This window comes from Lutibacter sp. (assembly GCF_041555395.1).
Taxonomy (GTDB): Bacteria; Bacteroidota; Bacteroidia; order Flavobacteriales; family Flavobacteriaceae; genus Lutibacter.
Map to the genome: position 1 here is coordinate 13,507 of NZ_JBFFKM010000024.1, position 25,919 is coordinate 39,425.

Sequence of the window (25,919 nt, forward strand, 5' to 3'; positions counted from 1 at the left end):
AGTCTTCTTGTTGATTACTTTTTATACAGTGTTGCTTTATCAAAAAACTCAGTCAACGTAATTTTTGGATTTGAGTACAAATAAAGTTCCCCTGAGTTTTTCAAAAATATTTCAAGCGTTTCGGTGGTATTTACATAAACAAGTGAATTGTTCGATGTATTTACAACAGCATTTACAGCTTTAAAATCTTTTCCTTTAAAAGCGCTGTTATGTGTAGTTTCAATATCTAAATTGGTTGTAGTGCCACTAAAATTAACGGAAGCTTTATCCAATGTATGAATAATCGCATTTTTTGTGTCAATAATTCCTTTTAAATTGCTTGACGCTTCTGAAGTAATAAAGGCCTCATCACATAAAATTTCCAAATCCAAATTGCTTGATTTCTTTGAGTTTACGCGAACAATTTTCGAATTCAGTTTTAAACTGAAATCTGAATCGTCATAAGCGTTTATGGTTAAAGAATCTATTCGCAGTAAATTATTTGATTTAACATCGGCCTTATTGTAGGCGTAAATTTCATTCAAATCTTTATTTACATTAACATGAACGATTAACTCCTTGGTTCGAACTATTCTCGAAGTTGTTTTTATAATAAGCGATTCATTGTTAATTTCAGTAATTATGGCATTTTGCACATTTGAATCGGTTTCAACAATTACAGATTGATTGTCATTATAAACCAACAAAACCGTCACATTGTCTATCACTTCAATTTTCGTGAATTCTGAAAGACCTCTGTTTTCTATGGTTACATTTTTATTTCCAATTATTTTTTCTTGTGCATTTATAGTAGAAAAAATAATCAAAAAAGAAATTAGTATTAATGTTTTAACTGTTTTCATTGAATAGTTTTAAACAAAAATACGTAAAATAAATTTTACATTTAATTTGTGTATTTAAAAATCTATGCTACATTTGCATCAAATGACATTTAAAAATACAAATACTAATTGGTGGTGGAACTCTCTTAATTTATAAGCGAGCCAGAACTACTATATTTATATTTAAAATATATAACAAAAGGACTTATCTCGCGGTAAGTCCTTTTTTATTTCAATAACGATGAAACGAGCATAACAAATTTTGATACATAAACTAATTATTAATAGCGAACAGCATCTGTTGCAGCTAAAAGATAAAATTTGAACAGATGAAACGAGCATAACAAATTTTGATACATAAACTAATTATTAATAGCGAACAGCATCTGTTACCGCTAAAAGATAAAATTTAAACAGATGAAAGAAATAAAATTTAAAACAATCTCAAAAACACAGTTGGCAGATACCATTACGCCGGTTGGAATGTATTCAAAAATTAGAGATAAATATGCAAACAGTTTGTTGTTGGAAAGCTCCGATTATCACAGCAAGGAGGAAAGTTTCACCTTTATTTGTGCCGAACCTATGGTGACTTTAAAGGCAGATAACAATATATTTACCTATAATTATAAAAATAAGGAACGCGACCGGAAGGAAATAAATCGTGATTTTTATGCTATTTTCGAAAGCTATAGCAATACGGTAAAAATAGACTGTGATGATTCCATCAAAGGATTCAACGGATTTTATGGCTATATTTCTTACAATGCCATTCAGTATTTTGAAACCATCAAGCTAAAAGCTAAAAAAGCAGCTTCTGAAATTCCAGATTTTCAGTTTAGTTTTTTCAAATTCATCATTGCCATCAACCATTTTAACAATGAACTTATATTAATTGAAAATATTGAAGAAGGCGAGTTGTCAAGAATCCATGAAATTGAAACCTTAATCAATGCGCGCACTTACGGATTGTATAATTTTGAGACTGCCGGCGAAGAATCTTCGAATTGTACCGATGCTGATTTTAAGAACTATGTGGTTAAAGCAAAAGAACATTGCAAACGCGGCGATGTTTTTCAGTTGGTGTTGTCGCGTCAGTTTCAACAATCATTTACAGGGGATGAGTTTAATGTATACAGGGCATTGCGCTCTATAAATCCGTCGCCTTATTTGTTTTATTTCGATTATGGAAGTTTTAAATTAATGGGTTCTTCACCTGAAGCACAAATTAAAATTGATGAAGAAAAAGCCATTATAAATCCGATTGCAGGAACTTTTAAACGAACCGGAATTATGGCTCAGGATATTTTATTGGGCGAAAAACTTTCAAAAGATAAAAAAGAAAATGCAGAACATGTGATGTTGGTTGATTTGGCCAGAAACGATTTAAGCAAACATGCAAGCAATGTCAACGTTGAGGTTTTTAAAGAAGTGCAATATTTTAGTCATGTTATTCATTTGGTCTCAACAGTGCAGGGAAAACCAATTGGTAAAGCTATTGAAATTGTGGGTGACACCTTTCCTGCAGGCACCTTAAGCGGCGCTCCAAAGTTTAAGGCGATGGAATTAATTGATGCGTATGAAAATCAGACCCGCGGATTTTATGGTGGCGCAGTCGGATTTATCGGCCTAAACAATACGGTGAATTTGGCCATCGCCATTCGCTCTTTTGTGAGTAAAAACAATACTTTGTTTTATCAGGCAGGAGCGGGAATTGTAATCAATTCAACGGAAGAAGGCGAATTACAGGAGGTAAATAACAAGTTGGCTGCGTTGAAAAAAGCATTAATCTTGGCAGAAAAAATTTAAAACATGAAAATAATAATCATAGACAATTACGATTCATTTACGTACAATTTGGTACATTTAGTAGAAACCATCACGGGCGAATATCCTGCGGTTTTTAGAAATGACGAAATTACGGTTGAAGAAGTGGGTGCGTACGATATCATCATGCTTTCTCCCGGACCAGGAATTCCTGATGAAGCCGGGATTTTAAAAGAAGTGATTAAAACCTACGCTGCCACAAAGCCTATTTTTGGTGTTTGTTTGGGGTTACAGGCCATCACTGAAGTCTTTGGAGGTTCGCTGGAGAATTTGGAGAATGTTTTTCATGGCGTTGCCACAACGATGAAAATCAAAAGTCCCGCTGCGGTAATTTATAAAAATATTCCTACGGAATTTGAAGCAGCACGTTACCATTCATGGATTGTAGCTTTAGGTGATTTTCCTGAAGAATTGGAAATTACCTCGGTTGATGAGTTTGGGTCTGTAATGTCTTTACAACATAAAAAGTATAATATCAGTGCGGTTCAGTACCATCCTGAATCTATTTTAACACCCATTGGAGAAAAAATTGTCAGAAATTTTATAGAAGCAAATGCACAATGAAATGAGCAAACTATAATTTGATAAAATCACAAATGAATATATGCGAATTACATATGTCTTATAAAAAATAATAAATATTTCCATATGAAAACGATATTAAGCAAATTAATTGAACAGCAATATTTAACAAAAGTTGAGGCCAGTGAAGTGCTTGTGCAAATAGCGAATAACAGCTATAATGCATCTCAAATGGCGTCTTTTTTAACCGTTTTTATGATGCGGCCAATTTCTGTGGAAGAGCTTTCCGGATTTCAGGAAGCTTTATTGGATTTGGCGGTAAAAGTAGATTTGTCGGAATTTAACACGATAGATTTATGTGGTACGGGAGGTGATGGAAAAAACACCTTTAACATTTCAACATTAACTTCATTTGTTGTTGCCGGAACAGGAAACAAGGTCGCCAAACATGGAAATTATGGCGTTTCTTCAGTAAGTGGTTCTTCAAATATGTTGGAGTTTTTAGGTTATAAATTTACCAATGATGAAGCTGTTTTAAAACGCCAGATTGAGCGCGCAAATATTTGTTTTTTACATGCGCCATTATTTCATCCTGCTATGAAAGCTGTTGGTCCTGTGAGAAAGGAGCTGGGCGTAAAAACATTTTTTAATATGTTGGGGCCTTTGGTAAATCCGAGTCGGCCACAAAATCAGCTGGTTGGCGTTTTTAACATGGAAGTTGCAAGAATTTACAATTATTTATTACAAAAAACAGCAACAAATTATGGCATTGTTTACAGTTTGGATGGCTATGATGAAATTGCGTTGACAGGCGGATTTAAATTGTTTACCAAAGAAAATGAACAATTGATAACACCGGAAGAATTGGGATTGAAAAGATTGAATCAGTCGGATATTTATGGCGGAAATACGGTGAAAGAAGCCGCTGAAATTTTCATTTCCATTTTAAATGGCGAAGGAACCGATGCCCAAAATAATGCTGTTTTAGCAAATGCCGCTTTCGCTTTAAAAATAATTGACAACAATAAATCATTTGAAACGGCATTTGAGGAAGCCAAAGATTCCTTGTTCGGATTAAAAGCAAAAGAAAGTTTACATAAATTAATTACGAATTAAGAATTTAAAATTAGATAAAATGAACATTTTAGATAAAATAATAGCCCATAAAAAGCTGGAAGTCGCTAAATTAATGCGAGAAGTTTCTTTGGAAAAGTTGGTGAAAAGCCCAAATTTTAACCGAACGCCAATTTCCTTAAAAAGAGCGCTGACCGCTAAAAATTCAACAGGAATTATTGCAGAGTTTAAGAGAAAATCGCCTTCAAAAGGAATTATCAACGATAAAGTTTCAATTGGAGAGGTGACTCAAGGCTATCTCGATGCCAATGTTGCGGCACAATCAATTTTGACTGAACTGGAGTTTTTTAGCGGGAGTATTATCGATTTAATTCAGGCGCGTGCCGTAAACGAAACCATTCCGATTTTAAGAAAAGATTTTATTGTGGACGGATTTCAAATTGTGGAATCGAAAGCGATTGGTGCAGACGCCATTTTGTTAATTGCAGCTTATTTAACCAAAGAAGAATTGAAAAATTATGGTAAGTTGGCCGAAGATTTGGGGTTGGAAGTGTTGTATGAAGTGCATAACCAGGAAGAATTGGATAAGATTGATCTAAACCATAAAATGATAGGAATTAACAACCGAAATCTTAAAACTTTTGAGGTTGATTTAGAAAATTCTATTTCGCTGATAAAGAACATCCCGGAAAATTGTATTAAAGTTTCTGAAAGTGGCATCAGTGATCCAAAAATTATTACCGGACTCAAAGCATATGGATTTCAAGGATTCTTAATTGGCGAAACGTTTATGAAATCGGAAAACCCGGGATTGGCTTGTCTGGAATTTATATCTCAAATCAGGTAGAAAAATAATTATTTGTAATTAATCAGTTAGGGTAAAATATGGAGTTAAACCGATTAAACTTAACGCAAAGATGCGAAGAAAAGTGCTAAGATCGCAAGGTGTTAAAAAATCAATATTTAAGAAATTTACGAACTTTGCGTAAATCTTTGCGAGCTAAGCGGTTAAAATATTTAAATCCTGACTATTAAAGTCAATTATTTCTTTAAAGGTAAAAAGCAAGTATTAAGTTAAGGCAATAAGTAGTTTAAAAATATATCTTTTTAATATTAAATAAAGTATGAAGATCAAAGTTTGTGGCATGAGGGACAGCAAAAATATTTCAGGTTTGTTGAATTTGAAACCTGATTTTATTGGATTTATTTTTTACGATAAATCAAAACGCTTTGTTACCGATTTTCCACAAATTGAAATTCCTTTTTCAACAAAGAAAGTGGGCGTTTTTGTAAATGAAACAATTGATAAGCTTCTTAAAAAAGTTGTAGATTATCAGTTAGATTGTGTACAATTACATGGTAATGAATCCCTTGAATATTGTCAAATATTACGTCATTCTGAACTTGTTTCAGAATCTTTTGAAATTATAAAAGTATTTTCTGTAGATGATGACTTTGATTTTTCCAAAACCAATGTGTACCAGAAAGTTTGTGATTATTTTTTATTCGACACAAAAGGAAAAAATTACGGAGGAAATGGAGTGAAATTCAACTGGGATTTGCTTAAAAATTATAAAGGAAAAACACCATTTTTAATTAGTGGGGGAATTTCTAAAAATGACGCCGAAGAAATTAAGAAATTTAATCATCCCGCATTTTTGGGCGTCGACATTAACAGTGGTTTTGAAATAGAACCCGCTTTAAAAAATACCAATGAAATTAAAGAATTTAAAAGCGCACTATTATGAGTTATTTTGTAGATAAGAAAGGTTATTACGGTGAATTTGGCGGGGCTTTTATTCCCGAAATGCTGTATCCGAATGTTAAAGAATTGGAAGATAATTATTTGAAAATTATGGGTTCTGAAGATTTTAAAAAGGAATTCCACAGTTTGCTGAAAGAATATGTAGGCCGGCCAACCCCGTTATATTTTGCGAAACGACTTTCGGAAAAATACAACACTAAAATTTATTTAAAGCGCGAAGATTTATGTCATACCGGCGCACATAAAGTTAATAACACGATCGGGCAAATATTGGTGGCTAAAAAGCTGGGAAAAACAAGGGTTATTGCAGAAACAGGAGCAGGGCAACATGGGGTTGCAACCGCAACGGTTTGCGCTTTGATGGGCATTGACTGCGTGGTTTATATGGGTGAAATTGATATTGCACGTCAGGCACCAAATGTAGCCCGTATGAAAATGCTGGGCGCTAAAGTGGTGCCGGCTTTGTCTGGCAGCCGAACGTTAAAAGATGCCACAAATGAAGCGATTAGGGATTGGATTAACAATCCGGTGAGCACCCATTATATTATTGGTTCGGTGGTTGGACCGCATCCGTATCCTGATATGGTGGCGCGTTTTCAGTCGGTTATTTCAGAAGAAATTAAAAAGCAGTTGAAAGAAAAGGAAATTACAGAAAATCCGGATTATGTCATTGCTTGTGTTGGTGGGGGAAGCAATGCCGCAGGCGCGTTTTATCATTATTTGGATGAAAAAAACGTAAAATTAATCGCGGTTGAAGCAGCCGGTTTGGGAATTAATTCCGGAGAAAGTGCAGCAACAAGTATTTTGGGCAAAGAAGGTGTGATTCACGGCAGTAAAACGTTGTTGATGCAAAGCAAGGATGGACAAATAACAGAGCCTTATTCTATTTCTGCCGGATTGGATTATCCCGGAATAGGTCCATTGCACGCTTATTTATACAAATCTAAACGCGCTGAATTTATATCAATTACCGATGCAGAAGCGATGGAGGCAGGCTTGGAGTTGTGTCAATTGGAAGGCATTATTCCGGCCATTGAAAGCGCACACGCATTGGCGGTTTTTAGGATGAAAAAATTTAAAGAAACTGATGTTGTGGTATTAAATTTATCAGGAAGGGGAGATAAGGATTTGGATACTTACGTAAAATATTTTAAGTTGTAAAAAATGAACAGAATAAATCAAAAATTACTGGAAAATAAAAAACTGTTGTCCATTTATTTTACGGCAGGGTTTCCGAAAATAAATGATACAGTTGCCATTATTGAAAACCTGGAAAAAAGCGGGGTCGATTTTATTGAAATAGGCCTGCCTTTTAGCGATCCTTTGGCAGACGGACCAACCATTCAGGCAAGTTCTACAAAAGCATTGGATAACGGAATGACAACGGAAGTTTTATTCAATCAATTGAAAGATATTCGTAAATCGGTAGCTATTCCTTTAATTATTATGGGTTATTTTAATCCGATGATGCAGTATGGCATAGAAAATTTCTGTAAAAAATGCGCTGAAATTGGTGTCGACGGATTAATTATTCCCGATTTGCCTTTGAACGTATACAACGATCATTATAAAACCATTTTTGAAAAATATGGTCTAATAAATGTTTTTTTAATTACACCACAAACTTCATTAGAACGTGTTCAGTTTATCGATAAAATCTCTGAAGGATTTATTTATATGGTGAGTTCGGCAAGTGTTACCGGCTCACAAAATGCTTTTGGAAAATTGCAGGACGATTATTTTAAGCGCATTGCTGACCTTAATTTAAAATCGCCTCAAATTGTTGGATTTGGAATTTCTAATGCCGAAACTTTTAAACTAGCAACAAAATATGCGAAAGGCGCTATCATTGGCTCTGCATTTGTGAAATATTTAGATGAAAATGGTATAGCTGATATAAATAAATTTGTGAGTAGTATAATAGATTAATACCTTTAACCAAATCTAAAAAAATCAAAAAATGGAATTACCTAAAAGAGCCGGAGACAATCCTTTGGCAGTTGAATTGGAAGAAGGAAAAAAATATGCATGGTGCACTTGCGGTTTGTCTGAAAGTCAGCCATTTTGCAACGGATTACACAAAGGCTCAGGAATGAGTCCAATAGTTTTTATAGCAGAAAAAACAGAAACTAAGTATTTATGTACTTGTAAACAAACCAAAAATGGACCCTTTTGCGACGGATCACATAAATAATTAGAAGAACTTTTTATATTGCAACACCCTAAAATCAAACGTATTGAATTTAGGGTGTTGTTTTTTTAAATGTTGGTACTGCGGGTTACTTCCAATAGCCCTGTTTGCGCTTCCGGAAGGCGCCGTTAATGAAATTACTTTTATTTTTCTGCGTATTTCGTTTTCATCGAATTCAAATTCATGAATTTTTGGTGTTTCATCAGAAATTAATTTTAAGGTAATTTTTTTTTCTTTTAACTGTTTTCTTAAATGATATTCAGGCCCGTTTTTACTATTTCCACCTGTTAGTAAAAGCGTATGAATAGAAGTGTTATTTTTGATATAAAACAGTAAATCTCTCAACGCTATATTTTCCATTCCCAAATCTGATGCATCTATTTTTTTTCGTTCGCAGGATTCAACAATATCACAAATGCCAATATTATTATGAATTAAAAAAATTTTTCGTTGTTTAATGGCGAAATCTGTAGTTTCAAAATGTAGCTTCAGCTTAAATATCTCATCTAAAATTTTCCATAATTGCCCATCAATACTTCCATAACAAAAATTGACATCTCCTTTTTTTAAATTTTCCGTTGAAAATCGGGGTGGAGGCAACGTACCAACAATGAGTTTGCTTGCATTTTTAGGAATGAATGGTTTATAAGGGTGTTTATGGATGAACATTGGTAATCTTATTGGTCTCAGAACAGTTAAAATGGCTGTACAATTTGTCAGAAAAACTAGTTGCTTCAGTAAAAAAAATACAATTCGCCAGTTTAGAAATAATTACTTCACTTTTTCTCCGCCAACATAAGTTTCATCAACATTTATGGTTGGAATTTTATCAGAGTCAATTTCCATAATATTTTTATTAAGTATAATAAAATCTGCCATTTTTCCGACTTCAATACTTCCTTTTTCATTTTCTTCAAAATTAGCATAAGCCGCCCAAATGGTCATTCCTTTTAAAGTTTCTTCACGTGTCAGGGCATTTTCAATTTGAAAACCATTTTCAGGAAAATTATTTAAATCTTTGCGGGCAACTGCCGCGTAAAAAGTCAAAAGCGGACTTACTTTTTCAACGGGGAAATCTGTTCCTAAGGCTATTTTGCCATAGGTGTTTAATAAATCTTTATAGGCATAAGCTCCTTTAATTCGCTCCGTGCCAATCCGGTCTTGTGCCCAATACATATCAGAAGTTGCATGGGTAGGCTGTATGGAAGGTAAAATATTTTCGAAATAATTAAAATCTGCTGTGTCAATAATTTGCGCATGTTCAATTCTCCAACGGCGGTCTTTTTTTCCTTTTAAAACTTCTTTATAGGTTTTTAACATCACAAAATTTGCGGAATCGCCAATGGCGTGGGTATTCATCTGAAAGTTTGTCAAAGCAATTTTTTCGGCATATTCCTTAAGTTTTTCCAAAGGCGTCACCAAAGCTCCAAAATGGTTGTGCCGGTCACTATATGGTTTTTTCATTGCGGCACCGCGAGAGCCCAATGCGCCGTCCGCATACACTTTAAAGGAACGCACGTTTAATCGGTCGGTTTTAATAATGCCTGTTTTGGAGAAATAATCAATATTATTATCACTTGCGGAAACCATGGCGTAAATTCTCATTTTTAATGTTCCTGCTTTTTGTAAACTGTCAATTAATTCAATGATTTCTTTTGAAAGTCCCGCATCATCAACTGTTGTTAATCCCAAATCAAAACAAATTCTTTCCGCATCTTTCAAAGCTTCAATATTTTCTTTTTGTGAAGGAGCCGGAATTTTTGAATATATTAAATCCATCGGCGCATCGATAAATATGCCGGTTAATTTTTCGTTTTTCTGAAGTATTTCTCCTCCCGAAAAAGGCGTTTTTTCGGTAACGCCTGCTAAATCTATTGCAGCTTGATTTGCCAACAATGCGTGACCGTCAATTCTGGTAACGGCAATTGGTGTATTTGGAAATAAGGCATCTAGTTTTTCTTTTGTAGGAAATTCTTTTACCTCCCAATCATTTTGATCCCAGCCGCGACCAGTGACATAAGAAACATTATTTTCTTTTTGAAAATCAACAATCCGCTCTACGACTTCATCAAAACTTTTTGTGTCTGTTAAATCTACTTTTTGTTGTTGCAATCCCAAGCCAAAAAAATGGCAGTGTGCATCAATAAATCCAGGGACTATGGTTTTACCTTTTGCGTTATTTACATAGGTTGCTGCATACTTATCCTGAATTTCTAATGAAGTTCCTACAGCAACAATTTTACCGTCTTTTATGGCAAATGCTTCCGCCTTGTCAAAATTATCATTTACGGTATAAATATTGGCATTGATTACAATGGTATCCACTTTTTCTTTCTTTGCACACGAAATTCCTGTAATTAACAAGAGCAGTAAAATTATTTTTTTCATTTTAAGGTTATTTTAAATAGTTATCCAGTAAATAAACCAAAGAAGCCATAGAAGCAGCACCTAATTCTAGTTCACGCTTATTTACTTTGTCAAAGGTGTCATTTGCCGCGTGATGGTATTCGAAATAACGTTGGGAATCTGGTCTGTAACTTATTAAACTGATGGTTTCAGATTTTAATGGTCCAATATCTGCTCCTGCATGTCCTTCATTTATATCGTGCAATCCATATGGTGCTAGCAATGATTTCCAACTTTTAATCAACTCCAGATTTTTGCCGTTTGCATCAATTGAAAATCCTCTTGGCGTAAATCCGCCAGAATCTGACTCTAAAGCGGCAATATGAATTTCATTGTTGTTTTTAGCTTCCTCAGCATATTTTTTACCACCTCTTAATCCATTTTCTTCATTCATAAATAAAACGACGCGAATGGTATGTTTTGGCTTGATGTCATTTAATTGGAACAGCCTTAAAACTTCTATAGATTGCACAATTCCTGCACCATCATCATGAGCGCCATCACCCAAATCCCAAGAATCTAAATGTCCGCCAACGGTAATATATTCATCAGGAAATTCACTTCCTGTGATTTCGCCAATTACATTAAATGAAGGGGCATCTGGCAATGTTTCACAACTTTGTTTAAAGTAAAATTTTAACGTTGGGTTTTCTTTTAATTTTTCGCTTAATAAATTTGCTGCTTTTGTACTGATGGCAGCAGTTGGCACTTTCTCATTTTCCGGAATATCTCCATAACGCATAGCGCCGGTATGTGGAAAGTTATCTATACTTCCAGTCATTGAGCGGACAATTGTGCCTAAAACACCGAATTTTCCCGTTACTTGTGCGCCAGTTCCTCTTTGGTCAACGCAACCGCCGTAAGCTTTAAAAGTTTCAATCAGGGTGTCATCGAATGGACGATTAAAGAAAACTATTTTTCCTCTTAGTTTTTCTCCTAAAGTTTCAGCTTCTTCCAAGCTATTTACTTCAATTACTTCGCCTGAAATTCCATTTTCAGGAGTTGCAATTGACCCTCCCAAAGCGCAAATTGCTATATTATATTTTACGTTGTTATCGGTAAAATAGGCTTCTTCTTTTTCACCTCTCACCCAATGTGGTACCATTACGGGCTGCAACCAAACCTTGTCGAAACTTAAGTCGTTCATTAATTTTTCGCCCCATTCAACAGCTTGTTGCGCTTCAGGTGAACCCGACAATCGTCCGCCAATATTGTTCGATAAATGGTCTAGCCATTGATAAGATTTTCCGTTGCTTAAAGCGGTGTTAAACAGTTGTTTTACAAGGATTGAATCGGCTTTATTTATGGCTGGTTCAATATTTTTAACAAATTTTAATGTTGTAAATGAAGAAAATGCGATAAGTAGAATTGCTGCAATAAAAAAATGTTTCATTTTATGAAGTTTTTAAAAAGCCTAAACTACATAAAAAAAATCATATCATAAGCACGTTTTTTACAAGTCGAATTTATAGGTTATACCAGCTAAAATTTGCAAGGTCTGCACCTGGTAATTTAAAAATCGGTGGTATTTTTCGCCAAGGGCATTGTTGATTTTTGCAAAAGCGGTGAGCCTGTCCGAAAAGTTATAACCTCCATTCAGATTCAAATCTAAGTAAGATTTGTTTGTTACAATTAGGCCATTTTCAACAAGTGATAAACCGAAAGGAATTGCAAAATCCTTGGTTTCGCCATTGTAAAATAATTTTGCGCCTGCAAACCAATTTTTATTTTGATAATCGGCTGAAATGGTTGCAGTCATTGTTGGTAAATTCCAAGCTTCTAACTCTGAATCCATAGTGTAATTGGCATAGTTAACTGTACCAGTAAAATCAAATTCTTTAGAAGCGTCAATGGTGATTTCTCCAAAAAAACCTAAAGTTTTAAGATTGTCGTAAACCACTCCAAAAGAATTTCCGGCTTCATAAGCTTTCTCAACAATGATGGTTCCATCGGTTTTAGTTTGGTTTTGAATAAAAAGCGGTTTATTTTTTTCGGAAGTATGGCTTACATTAAAATTATAGCCAATATTTGAAGCCAATTTGCCTTTGGTCCCAGCATAAGCCCTGTATTGTTTATCTGTTTGTAGAATATCTAACGTAGGGGAAACGAACGGATTTTCATTGGCGAAATCTTTATAGGTGTTTTGGACCAAATCACCCGTAACGCCTGCAACAAAAATAAGCACATCATCAATCAATTTAACAGATGTCGTAACGTTAGGATAGGCGTAATAATCAGTGTTTTTATGTTCTAAGTCGTTCACATAATACAATTTTGCGCCTAAATTAATGGTCAGATTTTCCCTAATAATCTCAAAATTCGGATTAAAGCCAAGATTTAAAAAACTGTAATTTATATCTTTTCCATCTGTATAGCTTTGTTTGAACCTTCCTGAAATAAGATCAATTAAAAATTCCCCATTTATTTTTTCCGATGAAATAGGAAATTCTAATTTTGGTTTTACCATCAAACGTATTTCATTGGTGTTATAGTCGTCCGAAAAATTTACGATTTCGGCTGTTGCGCCTTGAAAAAACGAATCTTCAAAACTAATTTTTCCACCACCATAAATGGTGTTATAAATTTGTTTTTCATCCATTGCTTCAATAAAAGCATCATTAAAAACTACATTACTAGGCAAACCGTAATAATTTTGCAGTTTGTGCTGGGCACCCGCATTAATTTGCCAGTTATAGTCGCGGTCAAATTGTTTGTAATAAATATCAATTTTTGAGTCTGAAAAATTATCGTTCAAAAGTAAATCTTTGATGCCGCCTTTGGAAGAAAGGTGATTTAAGAAAATTCCGTAGTCGTTATATTTTTTGTCACCTGAGTGCAGAAAGGCGTCAACAAACGGCGTGTTGAAATTTCCATATCCTGCGGAGATATAGTTTTCATACAAACGTTCTTTTGGCCCTCTTGCAATGCTTTGTGCTTTTCCTTTTGATGGCGTAAAAGTGGAGGCTACCGGAACAGAAAAAATGCTGTAGCTCACCTTTTCTTTTGCCAAATTTTTTGTTTCATTTTCGATATCAGGATTTGACCTTACCTTAAAAGCATCAGATATAGTTGGCGAATAAGGCTTTTCAACAGTGATTTCCTCAGTTATAAGGGTGTCTCTTTTCTTGGTTATCTGTGAAAAAGAAACACTTGTTACTAAAATTAAAAATGAAGTTATAAGGAGTTTATACATTGCTATTATTTTGTTTAACTGTTTAACTGTTTAACCGTTTATTTGTTTAATTGTGTAACTGTTTAATTGATTATAATTTAATTTTTAATTTTTTCATTGGCTAATTGCCTAATTTGAACTAATCAAATATTAATTATTCACTATTCATTATTAATTGACTCATTGGTTTTTGCCTGTTCCGTTTTAATTTTGCTGAGTGCTGCAGTGGCTTCTTCAACCACATCATCAAACTGCGAAAAGTTTTTGATAACACTCTCCAAAATATAAGTGGCTTGATAGGCGTCTTTTAATTGGTAATTATTATCTGCCATCAATACCAATCCTTTTGCGCCCCAATATTTGTAAGCGGAATATTCAGCTGCTATTTTTTGAACAATTTCATTTGAAACTCTATAGCTTCCGTCTTTGTTTTGAAAATATGCACTGTAATACAAAGCTTCGGCTTTTAATTCACCTGAAGCAATTTTTTCAACTTCCATATAAGCATTTCGGGCTTTAGTTTCGTTGTTTGTTTTCATTGCTGAACGCGCAATAATAACTTGTGCATCCGATTTTACGCGGTCTTCAAGTTTGGAATTTCGTAAAACCAATTCAGCATAATCTACCGCTTTTTCATAATTTTTATCGGCGTAATAACCCTTCATTAAGTTTGATTGTGCAAAAATAATGTTTTGCGGCAAGTGGGCTTCACTTTCCAATCGCTCTAAAAGCGGAATGGCTTTTTGCCAATTGTTATTTTCCAAATAAACTAGCGATAAGCGTGAAAGCGCGTCTTCGGTATATTCGTTTTGTGGCTGATTTACAACATAACTATAATTTGAAATTGCTTCAGAATGTTTGTTTTCTGAGAATAATGATTGCGCCAAATAAAAATTAGCATTCAAGGCATGCAAGCCATTTGGAAAACTTCCCAAGTATTTTTCAAAGCTTTCAATCGCTTTTTTGTGATTGTTTTGCAGGTACTGTTTTTCGGCAGATTCGTATGTGTCATTGTCCAATTCAGCATCAGACACATTTATGAAATCTAAAGTTTTCACCCAAGAAGCATATTCGTCAACCCTTCCTAAATCAACATAAATTTGTCGTGCATTTTTAACCGCTTGTCTGGCATCAGCCGAATTTGGGAACTGTTGCGCCACGGATTTATAAGTTGCCAACGCTTGATCATTTTTGTTGCTATTGTAATAAATCAATCCTTTTTTAAGCATTGCTTTAGAAACCAGCGGACTTCTTTTAATGTTTTTAATGAGTTTGTCATAATTTTCTATAGCAAGTTCATTTTGATTTTTTTCGAGGTAGGAATTTCCTAAAATATAATAGGCATCATCTTTATAAGTCGATTTTACAGCCGAATTTAAAAAGGCGTTTAATGCTGTTATTTTAGCATTTTCGTTGCCTGTAAGCCCATAGCTTATCGCTTTTTGAAATTGTGCGTAATCGGCGTCAATTCCTTTCATTTCAAGGGCTTTGCTGTAATATTCTATTGCGTTTTTATAGCTACTGGTTACAAAATAGCCATCGCCAATTCTTAAATAAGTGTCGTTTTTTCTAACAGCATCATCCGTATTCTTAGCACTGTATTTTTTGAAGGCCTCAATAGCGTTTCCATAATCTTTTTGCTTAAAATAAGCATAGCCCAAATTGTAATACAGCTCATTAAATTCAGGAGTTTTTGAAGCTTTAGAATTTGATGCAAATTTTTGAAAATCTGATGCTGCTTCCCTATAATTGTTTAAAAGGTAATTTGATTCCCCTTTCCAAAAAGTTGCCCTTGCCGTAAAATTGGCGTCTACAGGAACGGAAAGTGAATTCTCAAAATTTTCTTTTGCTAAATCATAATTTCCTTCAATAAAAAGTTCGGTTCCTCTATAAAATGCCACTTTTTGAAAAAGTGCACGTTCTTTGGCGCTTTTTTTGTTTTTCAAATAATCCAAAGCACCTTTATAATCTTTTGAAGTGATATAGGCGCTAATAATTAAATCGTTGATTTCATCTCTATAAGTTGAATTTGGGTACAAATCAATATATTCTTTTAAAACATCTGGAACACTTTTATAAGGGTTTCCAATTTCATAACTTAATTTAGCATAATTTAACCATGCATCTTTTTGAATTTCGGGTTCAAACTGCATTTGTGAAGCATTTCTGAAGGCATTTAAAGCTTCTTGTTTTTTGTCTTGTTTTAAGTAACATTCCGCCAAATGATAATAAGCATTTTGTGCCACAGCATTGTTTCCCCCAATTATTTTATTAAAATTGCTTATGGCATTTTCATAGTCGTTTTGTTTGTAATAAGCGTATCCCAACAAATAATAATCGGTATTGTTCCATTTACCTCGCTGTCCTTTATAATTTTTTAAATGAGGAATTGCTTCTTCAAATTTTTGAAGATTGAAATAACTTTCGCCCACTATTTTTGAAATTTCAGAATGTTCTATTCCTTTTGATTTTGGAAGCAATGGCAAACCATTTTCAATGGCTTTGTCAAAATTTCCCAATTTAAAATTCATATCAGCCAAATAATAAGAAACATTGGTCTTAAATGAGGAATTGTCGGCCACTTCGCCCAAATAAGTTTTGGCAGTTTCATAATCATTCTGGTTATAAGCAATATAGCCATAATAATATTTGGCTTTCGCGCCATATTCTTGAGAATTCAATAAATTTAAAAAATATTGTTTTGCTTTCGAGTAGTTTTTTGAGGCGAATAAAGAATAGCCATAGTTAAAATTAAAGGTTTCTTCCTCTCTAATTGTTAAACTGGTCGTGTTAACTTTTGCATACCATTTTGCGGCATAGCCGTATTTCCCAACTTTAAAATAATAGTCGGCAATATCTATGGAAGCCCTGTTATGTTTTGTACTGGTTGGATAGTTCTCAACAAATTCCTGCATTAATTCATCAGAATTTGGCTGTTCTAACCGAATGGCGCAATTGGCAATATAATAGTCGCAGTTGCCTTTTAATTCATCAGAATTGTCGAATTGAGGTTTTATATCAATGAATTTTTCCTGAGCAGCTAAGTACGCTTTGTTTTGGTACAATTCTATTGCGTGGTTATATTCTGCAAGTGAGTTTGTGTAAATTGACGTTTGCTGTGCTGAAATTAGGAGGGTTGTAAGAAACACAACAAAAGGAAGGACAATTTTTCTATAATTCATATTAATAAAAATTGAAAGTTTTAACTATTATGTAATAACGCATTTTTTTTTCGAAATTGCCTTACAAAATATAATTTTTGAAAAAATAGTATCAATAAGTGTTCCTCGTTTAATGTTTTGGGAGTTAAACTCTAAATATTAGAAAAAGCAGCTGTATTATTAATTATTTTAATGTTGATACTTTACTTTAAAATATCTAGTTTTGTCAAAAACAGCGCGTACTATGTCAGAAGTCATTCTTTCCCTACAAAATGCACAAATATATCAAAGAGAAAACTTGGTTTTGGCCAATGTTAACTTGCAAATAAGCATGGGTGAATTCGTTTATTTAATTGGAAAAACCGGAAGTGGAAAAAGCAGTTTAATGAAAACTTTGTACGGAGATTTGCCATTAGACAAAGGTGAAGGAAGCATCGTTGGATTTAATTTAAAAATGTTAAAAGAGGACGATATACCTTTTCTACGTCGAAAAATTGGTGTTGTATTTCAGGATTTTAAGTTGTTGAATGACAGAAGTGTTTATGACAATTTATTATTTGTATTGAAAGCAACCGGATGGAAAGATAAGGTGAAAATAAAAGAAAAAATTAATGAAGTCCTTTTAAAAGTTGGCATGGAAACGAAAGGTTTTAAAATGCCTTATTTATTATCAGGTGGTGAACAGCAAAGAATTGCCATTGCAAGGGCGTTATTAAATGATCCCGATTTAATTTTAGCTGATGAACCTACAGGAAATTTAGACCCTGCAACTTCGGTTGACGTTTTAAATGTGTTGAAAGATATTCACGACAGTGGAAAAACCATATTGATGGGAACTCATGATTATGCACTTATTTTAAAATTCCCCTATAAAACCATCAAATGTGAAGGCGGAGAATTGTTTGAAGTGGTACAACATAAAACTTCTCATTAAACCGATTTTAATTTTATGGCCGCACCAATAACTATAAGACGGCAACTTTTCTTTTAAACGTCAAATAATAAATATTTACCATTAAAATAAATCCATTTGTAATAATAATTGGATAAGAAGTCTGCAAAAGTATTCCATAAATCACAAAAAGTATAGCTCCTAAGGAATTGATAATTCGGAGGGTATTTATATTTTTCATCATAAATGAAATAATAAGTGCTAAAGAGGCGGCGTACCCAACCCATTCTGTAATTGTAATTCCTAAAAACATAGTTTAGATTTATATTTGAGCGGGCAAAGATACTTATAAAATCTAATAGGAAAGTATATAAAAAAAGAAACCTCACTCCTAAGAGTGAGGAAAATTGCTATGAAAAAGATGGTAAGCTATGAAACTTACCAAGGCAAATATACAAAATAAATTTATATATATAAAAAAAACATGTTAAATTTTGTAAATATTTAAAATTATTTTTTTTTAAAGTCATCTAATTATTTTTTACACAAGTAATTCAGCACCAATTCCTTTTGTATTTGAAAATATGATATTTCCATTTTTTAATTTCACACCATCAGCAATATCATTTTTTATTAACAAAGCGCCATCCATATCTACAAAATCAAGTAAAGGTGTTAAATGTGCAATGGCTGATATTCCCACCGAAGATTCTGTCATACAGCCCACCATGGTTTTTAATCCCAAAGATTTGGCTTTTGAAATCATTCTTTTTGCTGGTGTCAATCCGCCGCATTTCATTAATTTTATGTTAACGCCGTGAAAATGATTGTAACATTTTTCAATATCGTTTTCTATGAGGCAGCTTTCGTCGGCAATTATGGGCAAATAGGAATTGTCAAACACTATTTTTGCGCCTTTCCAGTTGGTTGCGGGAAGTGGCTGTTCTATAAATTCTACACCTAACTTTTGGAGTTCAATGGCGTTTTTTAGGGTTTCGGTGACTGTCCATCCACAATTTGCATCAATTCTAAAAACAGCGTCTGTGTGTTTTCTTAATTCAGTCACTATTTCAAGATCGTTTTTTGTGCCTAATTTTATTTTGTATACTGGCCATGGCATTTCTTTCATTTTTGAGACCATGTTTTCTATGGAATCAATGCCTATTGTATAATTTGATTGTGGAAGATTTTTTACTTCAAAATTCCAATATTCATATAATTTAACACCTTTTTTTCGTGTGTATAAGTCTGTATAGGCTTCATCCAAAGCACACAATAAAAACATGTTTTTTTTGAAATGAGGATACAAATAATCCCAATATTCTTCCGGTGTTTTATCGGATGCAACTTCAATTAGTTCTCTCTTTTCAATAAGTTTTGCTTCAAATTGTTCAACAGTTTTATCGTAATAAGCGTTTTCAGTGGCTTCCCCAAAACCGGAAAATCCATTTTCCTGAAGTTCAACAATGAGCGAGGGAATTTCAGTTCTCGTGCTTCTTGAAATTGTAAAAGGATGTTTTAATTGTAGCTTATAGGTTCTTATTATTAATTTCATTTTTAAATAAGGGCTTCTTTTAAAATTGTAATGGGATGTTTGGAATTTCGGGAAGTTCCGTCTTTTATTTGATGCCTGCAACTTGTTCCCGCTGCGGCAATGATCGTGGTCTTTTCTGTATTTCTGATTTTAGGGAACAACGTGTCTTCTCCAACCTGCATACTGATATTGTAATGTTCTTTTTCGTACCCAAAAGAGCCGGCCATACCACAACATCCTGAATTAATAATAGTTACCGAATAATTTTTTGGTATGGAAAGCATTTTAAATGAGGGCTCCATGCTGCTCAATGATTTTTGCTGACAATGTCCGTGGATTTTTAACGTTTTTTTTCGGGTGGTGAAATGAGCTGCCGAAATGTTATTTTTTTCAAATTGCTGTTTGATAAATTCTTCCATAGTGAAAGTATTTTGTGAAATGTTTTTTGCAGCTTCCTGGTCGTCAGCCAATCTTAAATATTCATCCCTGAAAGTTAAAATAGCCGAAGGTTCAATCCCTACCAGCGGCGATTCTTTTGTAATTAATTCTTTAAAAAAGTTCACGTTAAAATTGGCTTTTTCTTTGGCTTCATCCAAAAAACCTTTTGAAATATAACTTCTTCCGCTTTCCTCATGTTGCGTTATGTTTACCTTGTAGCCTAATTTTGTTAATAGTTCAATAGTGTCTATCCCAATATTTGCATCATAATAATTGGTGAATTCGTCAACAAAAAGATAGATTTCTCCAAAATTATTGGACTGACTCAATAGTCGTTTTTTATGCTGCTTGTACCATCTATAAACCGTTGTTTTAGCTAACTTCGGAATGCTTCTTTTAGGCGCAATTCCCATGAGTTTTTTAGTGATTTTAGTGTTTAATACCAAATTGACCAAAGTGGGAGCAAGGCTTCCTAATTTGTTGTATTTTACGTTATTGGCAAATAATTTGGTTCTGAAAGGAATTTTATTTTCTTTGTAATATTGATAGAGAAATTCCGCTTTCAAGGCTGCCACATCTACATTACTGGGACATTCACTTGCACAGGCTTTACAACTTAAACACAAATCGAAAACATCATACAATTCTTGGTGGTTAAATTTATTTTCTTCTTCTGAATTTGTTAAAAATTCGCGCAAAGCATTAGCGCGTGCTCTTGTGGTGTCTTTTTCATTTTTGGTTGCCCGGTAACTTGGGCACATAGTTCCGCCAGCTGAAGGTAATTTTCTGCAGTCACCAGATCCGTTGCATTTTTCTGAGGCTCTTAAGATTCCAAAACTGTCTGAAAAATCTTGGATGGTTTGTATTTCGGGCTCTTCACGGCCAATTTCATATCGCAAACTTTCATCCATCGGAAAAGGATTTATAATTTTTCCTTTGTTGAAAATATTGTTGGGGTCAAAAGTGCTTTTAATCCGTTTTAATAATTCATAATTTTTTTCTCCGATCATTTGCGGAATGAACTCCGCTCTAACAATGCCATCACCGTGTTCACCACTAAAAGAACCACCATATTTTTTGACGAGTTTTGCAGTTTTTGCGGTTATTTCCCGAAATAAAACAACATCTTCTTTCTTTTTTAAATTTAAAATAGGACGCAAATGCAATTCTCCTGCACCTGCGTGTGCATAATAAACCGCTTCTTGTCCGAAATCGGCCATCATTTCCGTAAATTCCGCAATATAATTCGGCAAATCATTTACGTCAACCGCGGTATCTTCAATGCACGCGACCGCTTTATCGTCACCAACAATACTTCCCAACAATCCCAATCCGGCTTTTCGTAATTCAATTGCTTTGTTAATGTTGGCACCAACTAACTTTGGATAAGAATACCCCAGCTTATTTTCTTTTAAATCTGCGATTAAAGTATCGGCTAATTTGCCGGATTCTTCATCCGAATTGGTACAGATTTCTAACATCAAAAGCGCTTTTGGGTCACCTTCCACAAAAAACCTGTTTTTCAGTTGCTCTCGGTTGTTTTTAGTACAATCCAAGACAGTTTTGTCCATCAATTCACAAGTATATAAATTGTGTTTCATGGCAATAACCACCGCTTCCATACTCTCTTGAATACTGTTGAAATGCACTGCAACCATGATATTTTTTGCGGGTGGCAAGTGGTCTAACTGAATGGTGATTTCTGTAGTGAAAGCCAATGTTCCTTCACTGCCTGTAAGTAAAGTAGCTAAATTTATGGTGTTTTTTGTTCCTCCAAAAAGTTCAAAATTCAATAGAGCATCAATGGCATAGCCGTTATTTCTTCGGTGGATTTCCTTTTTAGGAAATTCCTTTAAAATTTCATGCTGATTTTCTTCAATAGAAAGTTCATTGAAAACAGTTTGGTAAATCTTGTTTTCCAAAGCACTTCCTTTTCTTTTTTGATTGAATTCGTTAGTGTTTACTTCATTAAAAACAACTTCTGAACCATCGCTTAAAATGGTTTTCAGTTCAATTACTTTGTCTCGGGTAACGCCATATTTAATTGAAGTTGTTCCGGATGAATTGTTGCCAACCATTCCGCCAATCATGCATCTGTTGCTTGTTGAAGTGTTCGGTCCGAAAAATAATCCGTAGGGTTTTAAAAAATTATTGAGTTCATCCCTTATAATTCCTGGTTGAACCGTCACTGTTTTTTTATGTTCGTCGAAGGCTAAAATTTTTGTAAAATGTTTCGAAACATCAACAATTAAACCTTCGCCAACACATTGACCTGCCAAAGATGTTCCCGCAGTTCTTGGAATGATGGTAATATTATTTTTTTTAGCGAAATGAATAATTTTTTTAAGGTCTTCACTGTTTTTAGGATAGGCAACTCCTAAAGGAATTTTTCTATAAACCGAAGCATCTGTTGCATAAATAATTTTGTGTAAATTGTCAAAAAATACGTCGCCTTCAATGATTTCCGACAGTTCTTTTTGATTTATGGTTGGTAAAGACATTATTTTGATTTACGATTTTTGATTTTCAAACTTACAACTTCTAACTAAAAATTCACAACTCAAAAACCATCCCACTGCTATGATTTTTTCTTGCGCCTGTTACACTTTTTAAACAGTTGATTTTTCCTTCTTCTTTTAAAAAACCAAGCAGCGCAAAAACCAAGGCTTCCTTATAATTGATAATGGTTTCTTCAGGAATAATCAATTGCGTTTTTGTATACGACTGTAATCTTTCCATAAGATATGTATTGAAAGCCCCGCCACCTGTGACCAACATTGTTTTATCTGAATTTGATTCAATTTTTTTTGAAATTTGCATGGCAACGTGCTCTACAAATGTTCTTAAAATATCATTTATGTTAAGATTGCGCTTGTCAATCATTGGGAAAATTGTTTCCACTACAAATTCGTATCCTAAAGATTTTGGTTTAGCATCACTATAAAATGCCAGAGAATTGAGTTCTTCCAGTAAATTTTTATCCAAATTTCCTATGGAAGCCATCGCTCCTTTGTCATCATATTCCATATTTAATGAAGCAACATAGTGATTCAGGACAATGTTTACCGGACAAATGTCATAAGCAATTCGTTGCTTATTCTCAGAAAATGAAATATTTGAAAATCCGCCAAGATTTAAGCAGTAATCATATTCAGGAAACAACAATTTATCGCCAAAAGGAACCAGTGGTGCACCTTGTCCGCCCAAAGCCACATCCTGAACCCTGAAATTACAAATGGTTTTTATGCCGGTAATTGAAGTGATATAAGGTCCATTTCCAATTTGAAATGTGTAATTTTCAGCAGGATTATGAAAAATGGTATGTCCGTGAGAAGCGATAAAATCAAGTTTTTCAACGTCGTTTTCTTTAATAAAGTTCAGGATAGTATTTGCTAAAAAAATTCCATAATCGGCATCTAATTTTACCAGTTTTTCACCAGACAAATGAAACCCACCTTTTAGGGTTGATTTCCATTCATTGCTATATAAAATAGTTTTCGCCTTTAATATTTTGAAGCTATAATTTGCCTCAGCGTTTATTTTTACGTAAACAATATCAATGCCATCCAACGAAGTTCCGCTCATTACACCAATAATATATTTGGTAGTATTCTTCATGTTTTTGGTATAAGTATCATGGAACCAAAATACTAAAAAGTTTTTTGGGTCTGAGTTTGTTTTTTAAAAGATTGTTATTATTGTTTTATTAAATGGGTTCCCTCGGAAATTTCTACGAAATAAACAGAACATTCCTTATTGAACTTTTCTTGGTATGCATCTGAAATTTCTTTTATAAATAATTCCGTGGCGCTTTTTGCAATGATATTGATGGTACAGCCGCCAAAACCGCCTCCCATCATTCTCGCTCCTGCTATATTGGAGTTTTCTTTTGCCTTGTCCACTAAAAAGTCTAATTCAGGGCAACTTACTTTGTACTGATTTTGAAGTCCGTTGTGAGATTCGTAAAGTAATTTTCCAAGCGCTGAAATATCATTAAATTTTAGGGTTTCTGTAGCTTTTTGAACCCGCTTGTTTTCCTGAATTACATAAAGCGCTTTTTGATAATCTTCCTCCGAAATTTTTGTCTTTATGTTTAGCAGGTCTTCTTCTGTGGCATCTCTTAATGCCGAAATGTTAAGCATAGTAGCCACTTTTTCGCAAACCGATCGTCTGTCATTATAAGCACTTTCACTCAAACTATGTTTTACATTGGTATTGATTAATACGAGTTGATACTCTTTTAAATCAATGTTGATTTCATTAGCTTCAACGCTTCTGCAATCTAAAAATAAAGCGTTATTTTTCTTTCCAAACATGCTTGCATATTGATCCATAATACCACAGCGTACCCCTACATAATTGTGTTCGGCCTTTTGCGATATTAAAATCATTTCCTTTTTTGTTAATCCCAGACGAAAAAGTTCATTTAATCCAAAAACAATGCTGTTTTCTAAGGCTGCTGAAGAAGATAACCCGGAGCCGACAGGAATATCCCCGCCAAAAACAATATTAAAAGCTTCCAGTTTAATTCCTTTTTTTTGAATTTCTGCGATTACGCCCAATAGGTAGTTTTTCCAGCCGCCATTTGGGATGGATTGAATGTTATTTAGCGAAAATTCAAAAGTTTCATTAAAATCAGCCGCAACAACAGTACAAAATTCAGAAATGCTTTTCTGTATGGCTGTGATGATGCCTTTGTTTATGGCTGCAGGAAATACAAAACCGTCATTATAATCAGTATGCTCTCCAATAATATTGATTCGCCCTGGGGAAAAAATTAAAATAGGCTCCTTGTTAAAAATCTTCAAAAAGCTTGATTTTATTTGGTTTATTAGGGTTGTGTGGTTCTGTCGCATCTGCTAAAATTAAGCATAAAGTTTTAAACAAATTTAATTTTTTTAAGAAGCATATAACCACTTTTTAGTCGTGGTTTTGAATCCTTACTTCCTTTAGGTCTGCCTAGTTTTTTATTTTGGCTTTTCGTAAAATTCTTAAATCTTCTCCAAAATAGTTCTATATCACTCCTGTTTGCTTCACTTTTATGATTCTAATTAACTTATTACAAAACAAGATGACAAGATAGGTGACAAATCCGTTTTAAGACGTAAAGCCATAAAGCAATTAGCTGAAATAGATAGAGCTATCCTATTACTTTACCTTGAAGACAGAACCATGGGAAACAATTATAATCTTATATATTTCCCTTTACGTACACTGCCATCTTCCATGAGCAGTTTAAAGAATAAGAGAGTTCCTTTTGGAATATCTGCTGCGTACATATAATATTCTACACTTCTTGGTACATCCTTGATAATCAATCTTCCAAGAATGTCATACGCTTCAATTCCTGAAATTTCTTGATTGTCTACAACATTTATACGCATCCAACTTTGGATATTGTTAAAGTTAATTGAATCATCAAAAAACGCCTCTTTATCCTCCTCTTCATTCTCTTCAGGTAGTGTTACTTCAGTTTCAGGATCTCCATTGCAAATAAGTTCAAATCTGTCATTATATGCTCCTGGCTCTGTTATTTCAAAGGAATAATCTGTTGCTTTTAAATCGTGTATTACTCCTAATACATTGTCTTTAAGATACACTGGTTTTTCTGAGAACTGCCCTTCAAAATGCGAGATAGAAATAGTTAAAACACCTGTGATATTCGAATTCAATCCTAATGGTATGCTTTTTTCTGAGTTTAAACCTGTTCTTCCTTGTATCGCAAAAGGTTTCTCCTCTATTATAGAATAAAAATCTATATAATTTCCTGAAATCAATCGCCCTCCATCGTACATGCGGTCTACTCCGTCTGTTGCGTTTTTAGTCATTCCAGTATTTTCTCTAAAGAAGCCAATCAATAACTGACTAAAGGCTCCCTTATTTTCTCTTAAGTTCAACCATATTCTATCTCCTTCAATTGTATAGGACTTCTGAGCTTTCTCCCTATCTGCTTTTTTATTACTTGATTTATAAAATTGGGTATTGTGTTCTTTTACGCGCATTGAGTTGGTGAAATTTACATTCCCTGCTGAAACCGCCTCAACCATAAAACTTTGTCCTGAAGCAATGTATCCTTCGGGTGTAAACGGATCTGATCCGCCGCACAAGGAATTACC

Annotated in this window: 20 protein-coding genes and 1 pseudogene; 9 read left to right on the forward strand and 12 right to left on the reverse strand. The window is 34.0% G+C overall.

What is annotated here, in order from left to right:
• Positions 1–14: 14 nt before the first annotated feature.
• Positions 15–842, reverse strand: coding sequence for a GIN domain-containing protein (locus tag ABY285_RS06905; protein WP_372768404.1), 828 nt, complete (start codon positions 840–842; stop codon positions 15–17).
• 396 nt (positions 843–1,238) lie between these two features.
• Between ABY285_RS06905 and ABY285_RS06910 the strand changes: the two genes are divergently transcribed.
• From ABY285_RS06910 to ABY285_RS06945, 8 genes are all read left to right on the forward strand, one after another.
• On the forward strand, positions 1,239–2,630 hold the full coding sequence (locus tag ABY285_RS06910) for an anthranilate synthase component I family protein (RefSeq protein ID WP_372768406.1): 1,392 nt from the start codon (positions 1,239–1,241) through the stop codon (positions 2,628–2,630).
• A 3-nt stretch (positions 2,631–2,633) separates the two neighbouring features.
• Positions 2,634–3,212 carry an aminodeoxychorismate/anthranilate synthase component II gene (locus tag ABY285_RS06915; protein WP_372768408.1) on the forward strand — a complete coding sequence of 193 codons (579 nt, stop codon included), beginning with the start codon at positions 2,634–2,636 and terminating at the stop codon, positions 3,210–3,212.
• Between the two features lie 84 nt (positions 3,213–3,296).
• Positions 3,297–4,286: an anthranilate phosphoribosyltransferase gene (trpD, locus tag ABY285_RS06920; RefSeq protein ID WP_372768410.1), complete on the forward strand. Its 990-nt coding sequence runs from the start codon at positions 3,297–3,299 to the stop codon at positions 4,284–4,286.
• A 19-nt stretch (positions 4,287–4,305) separates the two neighbouring features.
• Positions 4,306–5,091: an indole-3-glycerol phosphate synthase TrpC gene (gene trpC, locus ABY285_RS06925; RefSeq protein ID WP_372768412.1), complete on the forward strand. Its 786-nt coding sequence runs from the start codon at positions 4,306–4,308 to the stop codon at positions 5,089–5,091.
• Between the two features lie 277 nt (positions 5,092–5,368).
• Positions 5,369–5,992 (forward strand): phosphoribosylanthranilate isomerase, encoded by a 624-nt coding sequence (locus ABY285_RS06930; RefSeq protein ID WP_372768413.1) that lies wholly within the window; start codon positions 5,369–5,371, stop codon positions 5,990–5,992.
• Positions 5,989–7,170 carry a tryptophan synthase subunit beta gene (gene trpB, locus ABY285_RS06935; protein ID WP_372768415.1) on the forward strand — a complete coding sequence of 394 codons (1,182 nt, stop codon included), beginning with the start codon at positions 5,989–5,991 and terminating at the stop codon, positions 7,168–7,170. Before ABY285_RS06930 ends, trpB begins: the two co-directional genes overlap by 4 nt.
• A gap of 3 nt (positions 7,171–7,173) precedes the next feature.
• Positions 7,174–7,938, forward strand: a complete 765-nt coding sequence (gene trpA, locus ABY285_RS06940) for a tryptophan synthase subunit alpha (RefSeq protein WP_372768417.1) — start codon at positions 7,174–7,176, stop codon at positions 7,936–7,938.
• A 31-nt stretch (positions 7,939–7,969) separates the two neighbouring features.
• On the forward strand, positions 7,970–8,203 hold the full coding sequence (locus ABY285_RS06945; RefSeq protein ID WP_372768419.1) for a CDGSH iron-sulfur domain-containing protein: 234 nt from the start codon (positions 7,970–7,972) through the stop codon (positions 8,201–8,203).
• Here the strand turns inward: ABY285_RS06945 and ABY285_RS06950 are convergent, their stop codons facing one another.
• The 5 genes from ABY285_RS06950 to ABY285_RS06970 all read right to left on the reverse strand — a co-directional run bounded on the left by ABY285_RS06950 (position 8,204) and on the right by ABY285_RS06970 (position 16,960).
• The gene (locus ABY285_RS06950) at positions 8,204–8,869 is read right to left on the reverse strand and encodes a uracil-DNA glycosylase family protein (RefSeq protein WP_372768421.1); all 666 of its coding nucleotides are present in this window, start codon (positions 8,867–8,869) and stop codon (positions 8,204–8,206) included.
• Positions 8,870–8,971: 102 nt separating this feature from the next.
• Positions 8,972–10,588, reverse strand: a complete 1,617-nt coding sequence (locus ABY285_RS06955) for an amidohydrolase (protein WP_372768423.1) — start codon at positions 10,586–10,588, stop codon at positions 8,972–8,974.
• Positions 10,589–10,595: 7 nt separating this feature from the next.
• Positions 10,596–11,999, reverse strand: coding sequence for a M20/M25/M40 family metallo-hydrolase (locus tag ABY285_RS06960; RefSeq protein ID WP_372768425.1), 1,404 nt, complete (start codon positions 11,997–11,999; stop codon positions 10,596–10,598).
• Positions 12,000–12,059: 60 nt separating this feature from the next.
• Positions 12,060–13,799, reverse strand: coding sequence for a TonB-dependent receptor (locus tag ABY285_RS06965; RefSeq protein WP_372768427.1), 1,740 nt, complete (start codon positions 13,797–13,799; stop codon positions 12,060–12,062).
• Between the two features lie 140 nt (positions 13,800–13,939).
• Complete coding sequence (locus ABY285_RS06970) at positions 13,940–16,960, reverse strand: tetratricopeptide repeat protein (RefSeq protein ID WP_372768429.1); 3,021 nt, start codon at positions 16,958–16,960, stop codon at positions 13,940–13,942.
• Between the two features lie 223 nt (positions 16,961–17,183).
• Here ABY285_RS06970 and ABY285_RS06975 point away from each other — a divergent pair, with 223 nt between their 5' ends.
• Positions 17,184–17,873, forward strand: a complete 690-nt coding sequence (locus ABY285_RS06975) for a cell division ATP-binding protein FtsE (RefSeq protein ID WP_372768431.1) — start codon at positions 17,184–17,186, stop codon at positions 17,871–17,873.
• 31 nt (positions 17,874–17,904) lie between these two features.
• Here the strand turns inward: ABY285_RS06975 and ABY285_RS06980 are convergent, their stop codons facing one another.
• The 6 genes and pseudogenes from ABY285_RS06980 to ABY285_RS07005 form a co-directional block, all read right to left on the reverse strand.
• Positions 17,905–18,144: a uroporphyrinogen decarboxylase gene (locus ABY285_RS06980; RefSeq protein WP_372768433.1), complete on the reverse strand. Its 240-nt coding sequence runs from the start codon at positions 18,142–18,144 to the stop codon at positions 17,905–17,907.
• 228 nt (positions 18,145–18,372) lie between these two features.
• Complete coding sequence (locus ABY285_RS06985; RefSeq protein WP_372768435.1) at positions 18,373–19,386, reverse strand: dipeptide epimerase; 1,014 nt, start codon at positions 19,384–19,386, stop codon at positions 18,373–18,375.
• Between the two features lie 2 nt (positions 19,387–19,388).
• The gene (locus ABY285_RS06990) at positions 19,389–22,304 is read right to left on the reverse strand and encodes an FAD-binding and (Fe-S)-binding domain-containing protein (RefSeq protein ID WP_372768437.1); all 2,916 of its coding nucleotides are present in this window, start codon (positions 22,302–22,304) and stop codon (positions 19,389–19,391) included.
• A 52-nt stretch (positions 22,305–22,356) separates the two neighbouring features.
• Complete coding sequence (locus tag ABY285_RS06995) at positions 22,357–23,421, reverse strand: anhydro-N-acetylmuramic acid kinase (protein WP_372768439.1); 1,065 nt, start codon at positions 23,419–23,421, stop codon at positions 22,357–22,359.
• A 77-nt stretch (positions 23,422–23,498) separates the two neighbouring features.
• On the reverse strand, positions 23,499–24,659 hold the full coding sequence (gene galK / locus ABY285_RS07000; protein WP_372768441.1) for a galactokinase: 1,161 nt from the start codon (positions 24,657–24,659) through the stop codon (positions 23,499–23,501).
• 327 nt (positions 24,660–24,986) lie between these two features.
• A pseudogene (locus ABY285_RS07005) lies at positions 24,987–25,919 on the reverse strand (hypothetical protein); the annotation flags it as partial.

Coding starts and splice junctions, on each gene's coding strand:
- ABY285_RS06905 (WP_372768404.1), bottom strand. CDS start 842: ATGAAAACAGTTAAAACATTAATACTAATTTCTTTTTTGATTATTTTT.
- ABY285_RS06910 (WP_372768406.1), top strand. CDS start 1,239: ATGAAAGAAATAAAATTTAAAACAATCTCAAAAACACAGTTGGCAGAT.
- ABY285_RS06915 (WP_372768408.1), top strand. CDS start 2,634: ATGAAAATAATAATCATAGACAATTACGATTCATTTACGTACAATTTG.
- trpD (WP_372768410.1), top strand. CDS start 3,297: ATGAAAACGATATTAAGCAAATTAATTGAACAGCAATATTTAACAAAA.
- trpC (WP_372768412.1), top strand. CDS start 4,306: ATGAACATTTTAGATAAAATAATAGCCCATAAAAAGCTGGAAGTCGCT.
- ABY285_RS06930 (WP_372768413.1), top strand. CDS start 5,369: ATGAAGATCAAAGTTTGTGGCATGAGGGACAGCAAAAATATTTCAGGT.
- trpB (WP_372768415.1), top strand. CDS start 5,989: ATGAGTTATTTTGTAGATAAGAAAGGTTATTACGGTGAATTTGGCGGG.
- trpA (WP_372768417.1), top strand. CDS start 7,174: ATGAACAGAATAAATCAAAAATTACTGGAAAATAAAAAACTGTTGTCC.
- ABY285_RS06945 (WP_372768419.1), top strand. CDS start 7,970: ATGGAATTACCTAAAAGAGCCGGAGACAATCCTTTGGCAGTTGAATTG.
- ABY285_RS06950 (WP_372768421.1), bottom strand. CDS start 8,869: ATGTTCATCCATAAACACCCTTATAAACCATTCATTCCTAAAAATGCA.
- ABY285_RS06955 (WP_372768423.1), bottom strand. CDS start 10,588: ATGAAAAAAATAATTTTACTGCTCTTGTTAATTACAGGAATTTCGTGT.
- ABY285_RS06960 (WP_372768425.1), bottom strand. CDS start 11,999: ATGAAACATTTTTTTATTGCAGCAATTCTACTTATCGCATTTTCTTCA.
- ABY285_RS06965 (WP_372768427.1), bottom strand. CDS start 13,799: ATGTATAAACTCCTTATAACTTCATTTTTAATTTTAGTAACAAGTGTT.
- ABY285_RS06970 (WP_372768429.1), bottom strand. CDS start 16,960: ATGAATTATAGAAAAATTGTCCTTCCTTTTGTTGTGTTTCTTACAACC.
- ABY285_RS06975 (WP_372768431.1), top strand. CDS start 17,184: ATGTCAGAAGTCATTCTTTCCCTACAAAATGCACAAATATATCAAAGA.
- ABY285_RS06980 (WP_372768433.1), bottom strand. CDS start 18,144: ATGTTTTTAGGAATTACAATTACAGAATGGGTTGGGTACGCCGCCTCT.
- ABY285_RS06985 (WP_372768435.1), bottom strand. CDS start 19,386: ATGAAATTAATAATAAGAACCTATAAGCTACAATTAAAACATCCTTTT.
- ABY285_RS06990 (WP_372768437.1), bottom strand. CDS start 22,304: ATGTCTTTACCAACCATAAATCAAAAAGAACTGTCGGAAATCATTGAA.
- ABY285_RS06995 (WP_372768439.1), bottom strand. CDS start 23,421: ATGAAGAATACTACCAAATATATTATTGGTGTAATGAGCGGAACTTCG.
- galK (WP_372768441.1), bottom strand. CDS start 24,659: ATGCGACAGAACCACACAACCCTAATAAACCAAATAAAATCAAGCTTT.